This is a genomic window from Streptomyces sp. NPDC003943 (assembly GCF_053605265.1).
In genome coordinates this window covers 1-16,321 of the sequence record NZ_JBSGIW010000126.1, presented here as the reverse complement: position 1 = coordinate 16,321, position 16,321 = coordinate 1, and the positions used below count along the sequence as shown (strand labels likewise).

6 protein-coding genes and 2 pseudogenes are annotated in these 16,321 nt (G+C 68.2%); 6 read left to right on the top strand and 2 right to left on the bottom strand.

Annotated elements, in window-relative coordinates:
* Window positions 1–109: 109 nt before the first annotated feature.
* The 4 genes and pseudogenes from ACWEV0_RS33180 to ACWEV0_RS33165 all read left to right on the top strand — a co-directional run.
* Window positions 110–1,084: pseudogene (locus ACWEV0_RS33180) on the top strand (glutathione S-transferase family protein); the annotation flags it as partial.
* A 305-nt stretch (window positions 1,085–1,389) separates the two neighbouring features.
* A pseudogene (locus ACWEV0_RS33175) lies at window positions 1,390–1,590 on the top strand (ISL3 family transposase); the annotation flags it as partial.
* A gap of 349 nt (window positions 1,591–1,939) precedes the next feature.
* On the top strand, window positions 1,940–2,665 hold the full coding sequence (locus ACWEV0_RS33170; protein WP_453153463.1) for a hypothetical protein: 726 nt from the start codon (window positions 1,940–1,942) through the stop codon (window positions 2,663–2,665).
* Complete coding sequence (locus ACWEV0_RS33165) at window positions 2,628–3,095, top strand: transposase (protein WP_453153461.1); 468 nt, start codon at window positions 2,628–2,630, stop codon at window positions 3,093–3,095. The genes ACWEV0_RS33170 and ACWEV0_RS33165 overlap by 38 nt, the downstream gene beginning before the upstream one ends.
* Here ACWEV0_RS33165 and ACWEV0_RS33160 read toward each other — a convergent pair.
* Both ACWEV0_RS33160 and ACWEV0_RS33155 read right to left on the bottom strand, forming a co-directional pair.
* Window positions 3,038–3,514: a DUF4262 domain-containing protein gene (locus ACWEV0_RS33160; protein ID WP_453153460.1), complete on the bottom strand. Its 477-nt coding sequence runs from the start codon at window positions 3,512–3,514 to the stop codon at window positions 3,038–3,040. The two genes, ACWEV0_RS33165 and ACWEV0_RS33160, sit on opposite strands and share 58 nt — an antisense overlap.
* 574 nt (window positions 3,515–4,088) lie before the next feature.
* Entirely contained in the window at window positions 4,089–4,520 is a 432-nt protein-coding gene (locus ACWEV0_RS33155) for a hypothetical protein (RefSeq protein ID WP_453153459.1), read from the bottom strand.
* Window positions 4,521–5,240: 720 nt separating this feature from the next.
* Between ACWEV0_RS33155 and ACWEV0_RS33150 the strand changes: the two genes are divergently transcribed.
* Window positions 5,241–15,647, top strand: coding sequence for a LamG-like jellyroll fold domain-containing protein (locus tag ACWEV0_RS33150; RefSeq protein ID WP_453153458.1), 10,407 nt, complete (start codon window positions 5,241–5,243; stop codon window positions 15,645–15,647).
* Between the two features lie 53 nt (window positions 15,648–15,700).
* Window positions 15,701–16,237 carry an SMI1/KNR4 family protein gene (locus ACWEV0_RS33145; RefSeq protein ID WP_453153457.1) on the top strand — a complete coding sequence of 179 codons (537 nt, stop codon included), beginning with the start codon at window positions 15,701–15,703 and terminating at the stop codon, window positions 16,235–16,237.
* Window positions 16,238–16,321: the final 84 nt, after the last annotated feature.

Genomic DNA, 16,321 nt, shown 5'->3' with positions numbered 1-16,321 from the left:
TACGAGCCGGCGCGGGTACGCGCCGGCGTGTATCGACAAGCGCGCAGCCGACTGGCCGACCGGCTGTCTCGACGCTCCCGAGCGAGGCCTGTGAGGAAGGTTCGGACCGATGACCGGTGACGGCGCTTATGAACGCGACCGCACGTACATCACAACCCGAATCACGGCCGATGGGCGCGACGGCTATCCGGTGGAGCCCGGGCGGTACCGGCTGATCATCGCCCGGGCCTGTCCCTGGGCGAACCGCAGCGCGATCGTCCGGCGGCTGATGGGCCTGGAGCACGTGCTCTCGATGGGGATCGCCGGGCCCCTGCACGACGAGCGCAGCTGGTGCTTCCACCTGGACCCGGGTGGCCGGGACCCCGTCCTCGGCATTGAACGGCTCCAAGAGGCGTTCTTCCGGCGCGAACCAGGCTATCCGAGCGGCATCACCGTGCCCGCGATCGTCGACGTCCCCACCGGCGAAGTGGTGACCAACGACTTCGAGCGGATCACGCTCGACCTCGGCAGCCAGTGGGCGGCCCATGAGCGCGACGGCGCGCCGGACCTCTATCCGCAGAGATGGCGCGACGAGATCGACGATGTGGCCGACAAGGTGTACCGGGACGTCAACGACGGCGTCTACCAGTGCGGTTTCGCCGGAAGCCAGGACGCGTACGACACGGCGTACCACCGCCTCTGGGAGCGGCTGGACTGGCTGGAGCAGCGGCTCGGCGGCCGGCGCTATCTGGTTGGCGACACCATCACCGAGGCCGATGTCCGCCTCTTCCCGACCCTCGCGCGCTTCGACGCCGTCTACCACGGCCACTTCAAGTGCAACCGGCAGAAACTGACCGAACTCCCGGCCCTGTGGGCCTACGCACGGGACCTGTTCCAGACACCCGGCTTCGGTGACACGATCGACTTCACGCAGATCAAGGCGCACTACTACGTCGTCCATCACGACATCAATCCGACCGGGATCGTCCCCCGAGGCCCGGACACCCGCCCCTGGCTCTCGCCGCACGGGCGGGAGACGCTCGGCGGCCGGCCGTTCGGCGACGGCACCCCACCCGGACCACCGCCCCCCTCCGAGCGCGTGCCACCAATCCCCACGCCACCAGGCCAGCCCGACAGCCCGGCCTCCCTGGGGTCAGGCGGCGGGGACCGCTCGTTGAAGGGTGATGACGCGGTCGAGGGCGTCGGAGGACGCAGGTTTCATTGTTGGCTCTGTCGATTAGAACGGGGTTCCGGCGCAGATCTTGGGGAGCGGTCGCGGAGCGTTACCTCGATGTTCGATTGCGAGGAGTCTGGCTCGTGCGAGACGGCGTACGCCTAAGCGTCTGACAACCAGAAGTGACGCTCCCTCAGATACATTCCGCTCGCTGCTTTGTCCAGTGGTGAACGGTGATGGTGCTGGTCATGCAGACCGATGCATGGCTTTGGGACTCGCTGGTATTCGACGGGATCGACGATGTGGGGGTTGAGGCGGTTACGGCCGCGTTTGGCGCGGTCGAGGTGATGGCGAGAGGCAGCGCGGCCGCGGCAGCGTGTCCGGCATGCGGCCGCTTCTCGGACCGAGTCCACGACCGTTACCAGCGCAGGTTGAAGGACCTTCCGCTCGCTGAGCAGGGCTTTGTGATCCGGCTGACGGTCCGGCGCTTCATCTGCGGGTCGGCGGACTGCCCACCCCGGACGTTCGCCGAGCCGTTTCCCCGGCTGGCTGTCCCGCACTCGCGGTTCACCACGCGGCTCAACCGTGCCCTGGAACGGGTAGGGCTCGCCTTGGCGGGGCGGGCAGGCGCTCGGCTGGCCGCCCAGCTGGGCTTCGGTGCGGGACGGATAACCTTGTCACGCAGCGTCATGGCACTGCCCGATCCGCGGTTCACTACTCCGCGGGTGCTGAGGGTGGATGACTTCGCGATCCGTCGCGGCCAGACCTACTCCACCGTACTGACCAGTGTTGAAGATCATCGCGTGGTCGATGTGCTCCCGACTCGTAAAGCCGGGCCACCGGTCGGCCTGGCTGGACAGCCACCCTGGCGTGGAGATCATCTGCCGGGACCGGGCGGGCGCCTACGCCGAGGGCGCACGGCGCGGCGCCACCGATGCTGTGCAGGTCGCTGACCGGTTTCACCTGTGGCAGGGCCTCGACCGGGCCGTGGAGACTTGCGTCGCCGCCCACCGCGACTGCCTGCGCAACCCGACGCCCGGCGGCATGCTGCCGCAGGACACCCCGCCGGCATCCGATCAGCCGAACGACGCGGCGCCCGTCGACCGACGGGCTGAACGTAAGAAGGCCGCACACGCCCTGGTCCACGAGATGCTCGCCCAGGGCCACTCACGCCGGGCGATCGCCCGGCACCTGGGCTGGGGCCTCAACACCGTGCTCCGATACGCGAACGCCGCACATTGGCAGGACACCATCCGCGAGAACCGGCCCCGGCCCACCAGACCGGACCCCTACAAGCCCTACCTGGAACGACGATTCACGGAGGGATGCACCAGCGTCACCCGGCTCCACGGCGAGCTGGTCGCTGAGCAGGCTCCCGTCACCTACGGCATGGTCCGAGCCCACATCGCCACCTTGCGCCGAGCTCCGTCCGCCGCACCGTCGCGGTCGCCGACGGTACGGCAGGTGACCCGGCTTGCTCACCCGCCACCCCGCCGCCCTGAGCGAGGATGACCGCGTCGGCCTGAAGGAGGTCCTGGCCCGCTGCCCCGAACTGGACACGGCCGCCGAACACGTCCGCGATTTCGGCGAGATACTCAGCAGCCGCCTCGGCTCCAGGCTCCCTGCCTGGACCGACGCGGTCGATGCCAGCCGGCTACCCGGGCTCACCGGCTTCGCGCTCCAACTGTTCCGGGACCTCGACGCCGTGACCGCCGGCCTCACCCTGGACTGGAGCTCGGGCAGCATCGAGGGCGCCGTCAATCGCATCAAGAAGATCAAGAGACAGCTCTACGGCCGAGCCGGATTCGAACTCCTACGAAAGATGATCTTGCTTCAGTGGTGCATCGCCCAGGTGCTGGATCGCCTCTTCTCGGTGCTCCGGGATCAGAGTTCAGTCGTCCAGATCCCGACAGGATGGTCACTCGGAGGCAGCCACAACTGAGGCAGTGACGCGCGATGCCTCTCGTTAGCCTGCTCATCCCAGTGGAAGCGGTCTTCGGCATCAGGCCACGCGACTTGCAGCACGGGGAGAGTCGGCCGCCGGTAGAACCCGATGGCCCGTCCGAAGAACGTCCGGTACCAACCGCGATCAACCTGCCTGAGCGTGACCCGATGCCCGACGGCAACATCAGAATGGCTCTGGCCGTCCGCCAGTGCTTCGCCCGCGGCGGATTCCTCTCCGAGGGTGTTGAGCATGCGGTGCATGACGTGGACGTCGAGCCCGAACATTGCGAGTTCAGGTCCGCCGTGAGTGTGCGCGAGGCCGATCGTGTAGGCGAATCCAGGACCGATCTCGTCTTCGGGAACCATCACGACGTGCCATCCGTGCTCCTGCACGTGCTCGATGACCGTTTGATCCATATAGTCCACTTCGTCCCGTTCGCCGTAGTCATGGCAGAGGACACAGCGGCACTAGAACGGATCATCAGTCATGTGCGGAGGCTACGAGGTGAGCATTGGCGTCAGACAAGCGGGGTCGTACCCCTCTCAATCGAACGACGTCATCACCCTCCGCGACGGCTCCCCAAGATCTGTGTCAGAACCCCGATCTCGTGTAGAGAGCCACGCGGCCCCACCCAGTGGAGTGGGTGTCGAGCGCGGTGGCGTCCACTCCCGGATGGTGGACTCCACCCGGTGTAATGAAGCTGGGCATCGTCGGTGCGCACCACCGCACCGGGTGCGCACCATCGGGTCCACTCGGTGGCCGGCCTCCCGGCCGCGGTGCGGTCCGGGCTCCTGCGGGCGGTGCGCCTGCTGGTCGTCCGGGCCCACCGGGTGCGGCGGCTCGGCGCCATCGCGGCGAACGTAGCGGTTCACCGTGGTGGGGGCCCGGTCGGCCGCCTCGGCGAACGCGTCCTGGAGGTGGCGCAGGCGTTCGGCGGTGAGATCGAGGGTTCCACATCCGTTCGGGATTCCCGCAGGGCCCTCAGCACCGTCAGGTCCAGCGCATCTCGGCGGCCGGGCCTCTGCTCCTGGTCGTCGTGTTCGGGGTCGGCCGGCTCGGGCGCGAGCAGCTGCTCGGGCATCGCCGCCTGCTGGTGGGCGACGACGTCGTACGCCCGGCCCCGCACAGCGACGGTGGTGGTGCGCAGCTTCTGCCTGACCACCGGGCGGTGTAGAGGCGGTAGTCCAGCAGCAGGCCGATCGTGGTTGTCGGCTCGCTGATGTCCAGGCAGGGGGTGGAGACGGCGGCGGCCACGATCTTCTCGTCCAGGACGAGGGCGAGGTGGCGGCGGGCTTCGGCGAGCAGGTGCCGGCGGTGGAAACGCCCGCCGTCGTTCATCACGAACACGGTCGCGGCGACGTCGGCGGCCGCCAGCGCTTTGTCGACCACGGCGACGACCCGGGCCCGGATGGCGGCGGCCACGGCGCGGGCGTGCTCGAGGAGGGAGTTGATGACGTCAGCGGCGACCTTGGAGGTGAGGATCGCGCTCGCCTTCCACCAGGCGCGCAGCTGCGCGAGCGGCTGGGTCTTCTGCTTGGCGGGCGGGTCTTGAGGGCGCCGGTGGTCACGTAACTCTCGTGCTGGGCGACGGCCGGGTACGAGAGCAGAAAGGCGGCCAGCGCCTCGCGGGTGCCAGCGTCGATGACCCGCTCGGGGATGTCGCACACCGGAACACTCAGCAGGGAGTGCTCGTGCGTGCCGATGCCGACGTCGTCCCCGACCGTGTACAGGGGGGTGAGCCGGTCCCTGGTGGTGAGCGGGTAGCGGAGGTTCGGCGGCAGCAGGTCCCACACGTCTCGTCACGAGGTGCCGGCCTGACCGGTAGGGGCTTCCACCTGGGTGGCACTTTTCCTGCGGTCAATGGCATACGTGCCGCTGGCTGAGGGTTCACCAGGGCGGAAGGATCTTGGTCGACATGCAGGGTTAACATCCATCACGCGAGGTCACGGGGGGGGAGAGAAGGAAGGGCGAAGGAATCAGGCAGGGCGACTCTCATGCGCTTTGCTCGGCTTCAGCCATTCACAACCTCTGACGATCTCTGGCGGCCCAACTCCTGCGCATCAGCGGATTCACCGCCGAAACCTGCGTGGTATCAGCCGTGCCGCGTCCTCGCGAACCAATTCATCTACGTAAGGGATTTTCGTGCGTACAGCGCGACCACTGGTTCTACTGGTGGCATTCATATTGGCCGTTCTGGCAGGTACAGAACAGGCCGCCTGGGCGGTGAACAAGTGGGACACCGCGAGATACGGCCCGGGTGCCGGTGACAGACCGGAACAGGGTTGGGGATCCGCACGCGGTCGGCGGCACAGCGCTGCCGGCAGCACCACGGACGCTTCCGCCGGCGGCGGCCGCTCCGGTGCTCTGAAGGGGCGCGGGGAACTGCCGATTGACGGCTCGGCAGCACCCGCGCGGCTGGGGAACGGGGCGCCCCTCAAGGTGCCGTTCGTAAAGGTTCCTGCTCCGGCGCCGGTGGGGCCGAAGGGGTTCGAGGCCAAGTCCAGCCGTGAGGTTGCGGGCAAGCGCACCGAGCGCGGCCGAACGTTCCTGAACAAGGACGGTACGTACACCACGCGCTTCTACAACGAGCCCGTCAACTTCCGCTCGGCGGACGGCTCGTGGAAGAGCATCGACACCGGCCTGTCCCGTACCGCGCAGAGTGTCTCGCGGAGCGTGGAGGGGTCCAGCGCCGGTTGGCAGACACGATCCACGCAGGAGCAGCTGCGCTTCGCCACCTATGCCGATGAGCCCTCGCTGGTCCGGTTGGGCGTGGATGGCAGCGGTTCGGTCGCCTATGGGATCGAGGGCGCGGCGCACGCGGCGGGCAAGGTCGCCGGCAGCGTCATCATCTATCCGGAGGTCCGGCGGGCCGCGGATGTGGAGCTGATCGCCGGCAGTGACTCCGTGAAGGAGTCGCTGATCCTCAAGAGCGCCGATGCGCCCACGCAGTGGCGTTTCCCGCTGGCGCTCACGGGCGTGAGTGCGAAGCTCGACGGCCATGGCGGCGTCGCGTTCACCGACGCGGCGGGCCGTCAGCAGGCGTGGATACCCGCCGGCTGGATGGAGGACTCCCATCGGGATGCGCATTCCAACCAGGGTGCTGTGTCCTCCGGTGTGACCTACAGCCTGGTGCGAGAGCACGGACGCCAGGTGCTGGTCGTCGACCTGGACGAGAAGTGGCTTGCGGCGCCCGAGCGGGTCTTCCCGGTCAAGGTCGACCCGTCGGTCACTCGCAGCGGTGCGACCGCCGGAACCTACGTGCAGTCGCCGTACAACCAGAACTTCTCCAGCGACACCGTCCTGAAGGTCGGCACGTCCGATGGCGGCGGCAACAAGGCGGCGTCGTTCCTGCGGTTCGACGGGCTCAGCTCGCTGAGCAACGCGTGGATCGTCAACGCGAAGCTGCAGTTGTTCAACACCTGGTCGTACTCGTGCACGGCCCGCCCGGTGACGGTGCACGCCATCACCTCGAACTGGTCCGAGGGCTCGACGTCCTCGTGGCCAGGCCCGGCCACGGGTGACGCGCTGGCCTCCAAGAGCTTCACGCACGGCTGGCGCCCCGCGGGCCAGACCAGTTACCCGTGCGGCGACGCGGCGTGGGAAGGCATCGACCTGGAGAGCGCCGGCCGGCAGCTGGTCGACGACTGGACGCACGGCCGCAAGCCGAACTACGGCCTGGCCGTCAAGGCGTCGACGACGGACTCCTACGCGTGGAAGCAGTTCGGCTCGGACAACTACCCGAACGGCAAGCCCAGCCTCGATGTGACGTGGACCAAATATGGTGCCACGTACCAGTTGGGTCAGTTCGTGCAGCCCATGACGGCCACGACCGAGGGCACCTTCAAGGTCACCGTCACCAACCAGGGCCAGCAGACGTGGGGCGCGAACAGCAACTACAAGCTGCGCTACCTGCTCTACGACGCCGCCGGTAACCCGATCAGCGGAGCGGACAAGGTCCGCTGGACGCCGATGCCGCGCGATGTGCCTCCGGGTGACACCGTCACCTTGGACGCGAAGATCGCCCCGCTGGTCCCGGCGCGGTACACGCTGGTGTGGACCATGGACGACTACGGCACGGCCACGTTCGTGAACGAGGGTGTGCCCGGCGCGGGCCTGCAGGTCGACGCGATCAACATCCCGCCGCAGCTGACGGCCGAGTCGCCGCCCAGCGGCGCCGTCCCGGACACGCTCACGCCGACGCTGTGGGCGTCCGCGACGGACCGTGACCAGTACCCGGGCGCGCTGACCTACCAGTTCGAGGTGTGCGAGGTCGCTGGGCAGAACACCCAGCAGAACTGCCGCACCAGCCCGTCCTCGGCGTCGCAGAGCTGGACTGTCCCGGCCGGCTGGCTCAGCTGGGGCAAGGCCTACGCCTGGTACGCGTACGCCAGTGACAGCAAGGACCAGTCCGCCCGTCCCGGCCCTTCCCTGCTGAACATGCAGGTACCGCAGCCGGTGATCACCTCCCACCTGGGCGGTACCGACAGCGGGCGGTCCTTCGACGAGCGCTCGGGGAACTTCGCCACTTCCGCCCGGGATGCGTCCGTGAGCGCGGTCGGGCCCGAGCTTGCCGTCACACGCACCTACAACTCGCAGGACCCCCGGGTCACGAGTGCTTTCGGTGCCGGATGGGCCACCCGTTGGGACATGCGGGCGCTGCCCGAGCCCGACGGCAACGTGGTGATCACCCTCGCTGACGGCAGCCAGGTCCGGTTCGGCAAGAACAGCGACGGCTCCTACAGTGCCCCCTCAGGGTCAATGGGCCAGCTCACCGCGGTGAACGGCGGGGGCTGGACTCTGCGGGACGCCACCGCGTCCCTGTTCACCTTCGACGCAACCGGCCTGCTGACCAAGATCAAGGACGGCAACGGGCGAGAGCAGCTCCTGACCTACACGGCGGGCAAACTGTCCAAGGCCACCGACGCGCTCTCGCAGCGCTCGCTCGCCTTCGCGTGGAGCGGCGAGCACGTCGCCTCCGTGTCCACCGACGCGGTCGGGCCGTCGGCGCCGGCCCTGGTGTGGTCGTACACCTACACCGGCGACCTGCTGACGAAGGTGTGCCCCCCGTCCTCGGCCACCGCTTGCACGGTGTACGAGTACACGGGCGGTTCCCAGTACCGCAGCATGGTCCAGGACGCCGACCCGGTCGGCTACTGGCGGCTGAACGAGGCCGAGGGCGAGGCCGCGCCGAGCGAGGCCGTCTCCCCTACCGGCATGAACACCGGCCACTACCGCGACGTCGACCTCGGCGCACCGGGTGTACTGGCCGGCACCGGCAACAAGGCGGTGTCGTTCAACGGCACCAACTCCTACATCGAGCTGCCGCAGACCACGCTGGCCTCCTCCACCGTCTTGTCGGTGGAGATGTGGTTCAAGACGGACAAGCCGGGTGGGGTGCTGCTGGGCTTCCAGGACGTGGCGCTGGGAGCGGGTGGCCCCGGCCACTACAACCCGGTCCTCGCCGTCGACGCGGCCGGGAAGCTCCGCGGAGCCTTCGAGGTCTCCAACGGCTACGTGACCCCGATCGCCTCCACGGCACCGGTCACGGACAACGCCTGGCACCACGCCGTCCTCACGAGCACCGGCACCAGCCAGACGCTCTACCTGGACGGTCAGGCCCTGGGCAGCCGCACGGGGCCGGTCACCCACTCGGTGAAGACCTTCACCTACCTGGGTGCCGGCTTCACCTCCGACAGCTGGGACGGCGGCGGCGCGAACGCCACCCGCTACTTCAAGGGATCGATGGACGAGGTCGCGGTCTACCACCGCGCCCTTGACGCCGGCTCGGTCCGCGCGCACTACGCGGCCCGAACCGGTGCGTCGAAGCTGTCGAAGACCACCCTGCCGTCCGGCCGCGTGGCCAACACGGCGCTCTACGACGCCGACACCGAGCGCGCCACTGAGGTGACGGACAACAACGGCGGTACCTGGAAGATCTCCGCGCCGCGCTACGCGGCCGGCTCGCAGGCCTACGCCGACGCGGTCCGTGCGACGGGGCCGGTCAACTACTGGCGCCTGGGTGACACCAACGGCGCGGCCGCGGCCGATGAGATATCCACCGGCGGCAACGGCTCCTACCGCGACGGCGTCACCCTCGGCGGCGTCGGCGCCTTCTACGACGGCGACGACGGCGCGGTGGCCCTCGACGGCGCCAAGGGCGCCATCGCGGTGCCGGCCGAATCCCTGGCCGGGGCCACGGCGCTGTCGGTCGAGATGTGGTTCCGCACCGACAAGCCCAGCGCGGTCCTCCTCGGTCTGCAGAACGTGGAGGTCACCAACACCACGCCCGCCATGTACAACCCGAGCCTGCTCATCGACGGCGAGGGCAAGCTGCGCGGCCACCTGTGGGACGGCACCAGCGGCTGGCCGGTGATGGGCGGCAACACCGTCACCGACAACAAGTGGCACCACGTCGTCATCACCGGCGGCACCGCAGGCCAGTCGCTGTACCTCGACGGCGCCAAGGTCGGCTCGAAGGCCGGCGTGGTCAAGCCCGAGACGATGGCGTACGCCTACCTCGGCGCCGGCTTCTCCAGTGCGGGCTGGGACGGCCAGGCCAACGGCGTGCGCTACTTCAACGGCCAGCTCGACGAAGCCGCCTTCTACTCGAAGGAGCTCGACGCGCAGACCGTCGCCGACCACTACAAGGCCCGCAACCGTCTAGTCGCCGGCAACGGCGCCCAGTACCAGGGCACCGTTCTGGCCGACGCCCCTTCCGGCTACTGGCGCCTGGACGAGAGTTCCGGCACCCAGGTGACCAACAAGGTCGCCGCAACCGGCGGCGCCGGCACCTACACCAAGGTCACCCTCGGATCGACCGGCGCGTTCGGTCCCGGAGACGGCGCGGCCGCCTCCTTCAACGGTGACGGCTACGCCGAACTGCCTCCCATCGGCATGTCCACCACGGACCTGTCCGTGGAGCTGTGGTTCAAGACTGCCAAGCCCGGTGTCCTCTACAGCGACCAGGAACGCACTCTGCCCGACCCGGGCGTGAGCACCTACACCCCGGTCCTGTACGTCGGCACGGACAACAAGCTCCACGGCCAGTACTACACACCGAACACCAACGCCACCAACGTCTCGGCCGCCACGGTAACCGACGACCAGTGGCATCACGCCGCCATCACCGTGCGAGCGGGGACTCAGACCCTGTACCTGGACGGCGCCCAGGTCGCACAGGCGGTGACCAGCCCGATCAGCCACCAGGCCAACAAGCGCACTTACATCGGCGCCGGCTACTCCTACGGCTGGCCCGCCAGCCCCGGCCACCCGTCCTATCTCACCGGCAGCATCGACGAGGTCGCGGTCTACCCCCGGCCCCTGACCGCCGCCCAGGTGAACACGCACTACCAGGCCCGCGTGCAGGCCAGCAGCTCCTCGCTGTCCTCCACGGTGACGGTCACCGACCCCGCAGGCGTGACGACCGCCAGCACCTTCGACGCGGTCCGCGGCCAGCGCCGCACCGCTACGACGGACGCCGACGGCGGGCTGACGACGTACGCGTACGACACCGGCGGTTTCCTGCACACGATCACCGACCCCAACGGGCACGCTGTCATCACCGGGCACGACGAGCGCGGTCACGCCGTATCGACCACCACGTGCCGCGACTCCAACTCCTGCTGGACGTCGTTCACCGACTACTACACCAACGACGCCGACCCGCTGGACCCCCGCGGCGGCAAGCCGACTGCGGTCCGCGACGGCCGTTCCAGCGGACCGGAGGACAACCGCTACCGCACCACCACCACGTACACGGCGCTCGGTCTGACCGACACGGTCACCCTGGCCGACGGCCGCACCAAGACCACGACGTACACCACGGGCACCGAGCCCGCAGTCGGCGGCGGCACTACGCCGGCCGGCCTGGTGGCAGCGGTGAAGGACACCGACGGCGCGACCACCCGGTACACCTACGCCGCCAACGGCGACGTCGCCCAGGCCACGTCACCGTCCGGTCTGATCACCACCTACAGCTACGACGGGCTGGGCCGAAAGATCGCTGAAACACAGCGCTCGGACGCGTTCCCGGCCGGTGTGACGACCACCTATGCGTACAACGCCATGTCCCGGATCTCGACCGAGACCGGCCCGGGCGTCAAGAACGAGATCACCGGCATCACCCACACCGCCCGCATATCCCGCACCTACGACGCGGACGGCATGCTGCTGACCGAGTCCACGGAGGACACCACCGGCGGTGATGCAACCCGCACCACCACCCGTCACTACAACGCGTTCGGCCTCAACGACAGCACCACCGACGCAGCCGGCAACGAGACGACCTTCGTCCACGACCCGCTCGGCCGCGTCACCCGGGAAACCGACGCCGCCGGCAACGTCACCACCCACTCCTACACCCGGCGGGGCCAGCTCGCCGAATCGGTCCTGAAGGACTGGACGGGCGATCCCTCCGGGCAGACCCACGACCTGACGCTCGTCTCCAACGCGTACGACCCCGCCGGCCGCCTGGCCTCCACCACCGACGCCATGGGCGCCACGAGGGCCTTCACCTACTACGACGACGGGCTCAAGGCAACCGAGACGGCCAAGGCTGTCACCCAGGCCGACGGGACGAAGCGGGACATCGTCCTCTCCTCGACCTCCTACGACGGCGCGGGCAACGTGCTGTCCCAGACGGCGAGCGGCGGACGCACCACCGTCAACACCCTGGATTCCACCGGCCGTGTAACCCAGACCGTGTTCGACCCGAACGGATTGAACCGTGTGACCACCGCCGCCTACGACGGCGCCGACCGGGTCACCGAGCAGACGCAGTCGATCGACGGCCTCGGCAAGAAGCTGACATCGACCACCGAGTACGACCAGGCGGGCAACCCCAAGAAGGTCACCGTCACCGACGGCACCGCCACCCGCGTCTCCTCAGCCACCTTCGACCAGCGCGGCATGCCGCTCACCCAGGTCAGCCCCAGGGGCAACACCTCCACCATCCGCTACGACGAACTCGGCCGCCCGGTCGAGACCACCGCACCGCAGGTGCAGGCCGAGGAGAACGGCGGTGCGGCAACAGCCGTCACGCCCAAGACCCTCACCGGCTACAACACCTTCGGCGAAGTCACCGAGTCACGCGACGAGCGCGGCCAGGTCACCAAGACGCAAACCGACCTCCTCGGTCGGCCCGTGACGGTCACCCTGCCCGACTACACCGCGCCCGGCGCAGCCACGGCGACGACTGCGGTGCGGCGTTCGGCCTACGACAAGCTCGGCAACACCATCTCGAGCACCGACCCGCTGGGCCGTACGACGTACTACGCCTACGACCAGCTCGGCAACCTCGTCCGCAAGACGGATCCGGCAACCGGCGACCAGGGGCTCCAGGCCCCCGGCGCGGCGACCCTGGACGGCACCAGCACGGAGCTGTCCGGTGGCGGCGTCACCAGCTTCACCTGGACCGCGACCGGCCTGCCACTGTCCGCGACCGATCCGACAGGGGCCCGTAAGGAATCCACCTACGACGAACTGGGGCGCAAGCTCACCGCGACCACCGTCGAGCGCAGGCCTACCCTGCAAAACCTCGTCTCCCGCTACACCTGGGACGACGCGGGCAACCAAACCGCCTCGACCACACCCGCCGGCCGCCGCACCACGGCGTCCTACAACAGCGCGGGTGAAGTCCTGACCGTGACGGACCCGCTGGGCGGCGTCACCCAGAACACCTACGACGGCCTGGGCCGCACCATTGAGGCCAAGGACGCCACCGGTCGCAAGACGACCGCGGCCTACGACGTCCTCGGCAAGCCCATCACCGTCACCGACTACGGCACTGGAACCACCGCACTGCGGACCGCCGCCACCGAGTACGACAACGACGGAAACGTCACTGCAACCGTCTCGGCCACCGGCGCGCGCCGCACCTACACGTACGACGCGCTCGGCCGGCTGACCCAGCAGGTCGAACCCGTCACGGCCACCGACTCCATCACCACGACCTTCGGCTACGACGCGGCCGGCCACCGCACGCGCCTGACCGACGGCCGCGGCAAGACCACCCTTTACACCTTCAACACCTGGGGCCTGCCCGAATCCACCATCGAACCCTCCACCACCCAGCACCCGGCCCTCAGCAGCCGCACCTGGACCAACGTCTACGACGCCGCGGGCCAGGTCATCACCGAGCTGCTGCCGGGCAGCGTCAAGCGGAACAAGACCTACGACAGCCTCGGCCGTCTCACCGCTGAGACCGGCTCCGGCACCGCGGCGGCCACCCGGCCCCGCTCCCTGTCCTACGACCTCGCCGGCCACCTGACCGGCGTCGCCGGTGACGGGGTCCTGGCGGGCAACACTTACGCCTACAACGACCGCGGACAGCTCCTGTCCACCGACGGTCCCGGCGGCACCTCGACCTACACCTACGACGCGGACGGCCAGATGGCCGCCCGCACCGACACCGCAGGCACCACCGGCTTCACCTACGACCAGGCCGGCCGCCTCAACACCACGACCGACCCGCTCACCGGCACGCAGGTGCGCAACTACTACGACGCGGCCGGACGGCCGACCGCCGACGAGTACGCCCGCCCCGCCACCGGCGGCACGTGGACGATCGGAGCCAAGCGCTCCTACACCTACGACGCCCTCGGGCGCCTCGCGGACGACAGCCTCAAGAACACCGCCACCGGAACCGGGATCGCCGGTACGGCCTACGAGTACGACCTCGACGACCGCCTGGTGAAGAAGACCACCACCGGCACCGCCGGGGCCGCCGCCGAGACGTACACGTACGACCTCGCCGGCCGGATGACCTCCGAAACCACCGGCGCCACCACAACGCCGTTCGAGTGGGACAAAGCCGGCAACCTCACCAGGAAGGGCGACACCACCGGCACCTACGACTCCCGCAACCGCCTGACGGTATGGGGCGCCCAGACCTTCGACTACAGCGCCCGCGGCACACTGCAGGCCATCACCGAAGGCGGCACCACCCGCCAGATCAAGTCCGACGCCTTCGGACGTGCCGTCACCAACGGCACCAGCACCTTCACCTACGACTCCCTCGACCGGGTCATGACCCACAACGGAACCGCCTTCACCTACGACGGCGGCTCCAACGACCTCGTCCAGGACACCACCTCCACCTACAGCCGCACCCCCGGCGGAACGCTGCTCGCCAGCGCCACCACCGGCACCCCCGGCTCGGCCCGTCTAGCCGTTACCGACCAGCACACCGACCTGGTCGCCAGCCTCACCCCCGACGGCACCACCGTCGCCTCCTCCAAGGCCTACGACGCCTTCGGCAAGGTCACCGCGAGCAACGGCACCAGCCCCAACCTCGGCTACCAGTCCGGCTGGACCGACACCAGCACCGGCGAAGTCAACATGGCCGCCCGCTGGTACCAGCCCGGCACCGGCAGCTTCACCAGCCGCGACACCTGGCAACTCGACCCCAACCCCACAGTCCAGGCCAACCGCTACACCTACGCCAACGCAAGCCCCCTCAACAGCACCGACCCCACCGGACATGCCCAAATCATCAAGTGGGATATGCCCTGGATTGATTCGCTCTTCCCCTATGACGACGGTCAGGTGACTTCGTACTACCACAGCCACGAGTGGGAGACGGAAGACACTGTCGGCTGCTGGCCATGCTCCTCTGGCGGCGGAGGCGGCGGAGGCGGCGGAGGCGGCGATGATTGGACCCCGCCGCGGAACCGGCCCCGCCCCCCACACGGACCCAGCGGCCCCAGTGGCCCCGGGCGCAAGCGTCCGCACCCGGTCGCGCCGCCGGCCCCGCCGCCCCCGCCGAACATCCGCACCGGGCCTCACCCGTTCCCCGCACCCGACCTCGGCGCCCCGATCGCGGCCATCACCGCACTCGCCGGCACCGCAGCAACCGCCGCCGCCACGACAGTCGTGGTATCGAGTCAGGCCCTCCTCGACGCTCTCGGCATTCTGATGTTCGCGCCTACTGTGGGCGGGGCGACCGATCCACGGCTCGAGCACGACAGTCGAGGGGGTCACCGCACATGGCGTGGGCGTACGGACAACAAGTGCGACGACGGAGTTGGCCGCAGCGCGAACGGCCACCTCACCTACCTTCCTCGCGAGCGCTACCTTGACTCCACCACAGGCCAGGATGAATGCCGGGCTACCGGTATCTACGGAGTCGTCAACTATGACGACCTCACGGTGGTCGGCAAGCCGGGCCCCGGAACAGACGCAGGATCGAAGAAGCCTCCGGGCATGCAAGAAATCAGAAACCAGGGCCAAACCCCCCACAATGGCCACCTCGCCCCTAAAGCAGCAGGAGGATCCGGTACCGATTTGCGGAACCTCGTCGCAGAGTACGATCACGTGAATACCCCATACCTGAGCCAGGGAATCGAAGCAGAGATCCGCGACGCACTAAAGGACAAAAACAGGGTCACGCTGTCAATAGACGTGATATACGGGAATCAGGGATCCGGCATCCCTACGGAGCTCAAGTACCGGTATTCCGTAGTCGGCTCTGGACACGTGAAGGAATGCACAGTGCACAACAAACCCACTGGCGGCCAGACGACCGGCAGCCCGGACTGCCCGAGGATCTAAGAATGTCAGAACATGCAGACAGGCTCTCAGGCGTACTCGGAGCCCCTCGAAACATGTTCCGTAACAGTGACGGATGGACCGCTCTCGAGAGCGAACTCGGTCGCGCCTTCCCAGAGGACTACAAGGCCATCCTGGACGCCTATGCACCCGTTCAGCTGAACCATCACCTATACCTCGACCATCCAGCGAACGAGTTCCGTCCACTTGGAAGCTGGATCTCCCGGGTCGTAAGGTCGTTCGGCGCCATCTCCTGGGATCCGGGCATGGCCTGTCCCGGCTTCGAAAACGTGGGACCTCAGTTCGGCGGACGGCTCGGCATGATCCCGATCGCCAGCACCGACCGTGGGGAATACGCCTTCCTCGGCCCCTACGGTGATCGAAACATCATCCTGACCTGGGGCCGCGACGCTCCCGATTTCTACGCCCACGACATGACGTTCGGCGAATGGCTAAAAAGGTATCTCGCCGGTGAAGAAATGTTCATGCCAGGCGTAGCAGCGCGATACCCCGGACCAATTATCCTGGAGAGTCTTCCTACGCGCATAAATGATCCAGTGATCACATGGCACGGCCCAGACCAAAATACATAAACCCAAGCTACCCCTAAAGCGAAGGGCGCCAACCCCCACGCTTGGGGCCCGACGTTATTATTGTTCTAATGATGGTGTAGGCAG

What these genes read in the sequence shown, in the direction of transcription:
- ACWEV0_RS33160 (WP_453153460.1), bottom strand. Translation starts at nt 3,514, where the DNA reads ATGGATCAAACGGTCATCGAGCACGTGCAGGAGCACGGATGGCACGTC.
- ACWEV0_RS33145 (WP_453153457.1), top strand. Translation starts at nt 15,701, where the DNA reads ATGTTCCGTAACAGTGACGGATGGACCGCTCTCGAGAGCGAACTCGGT.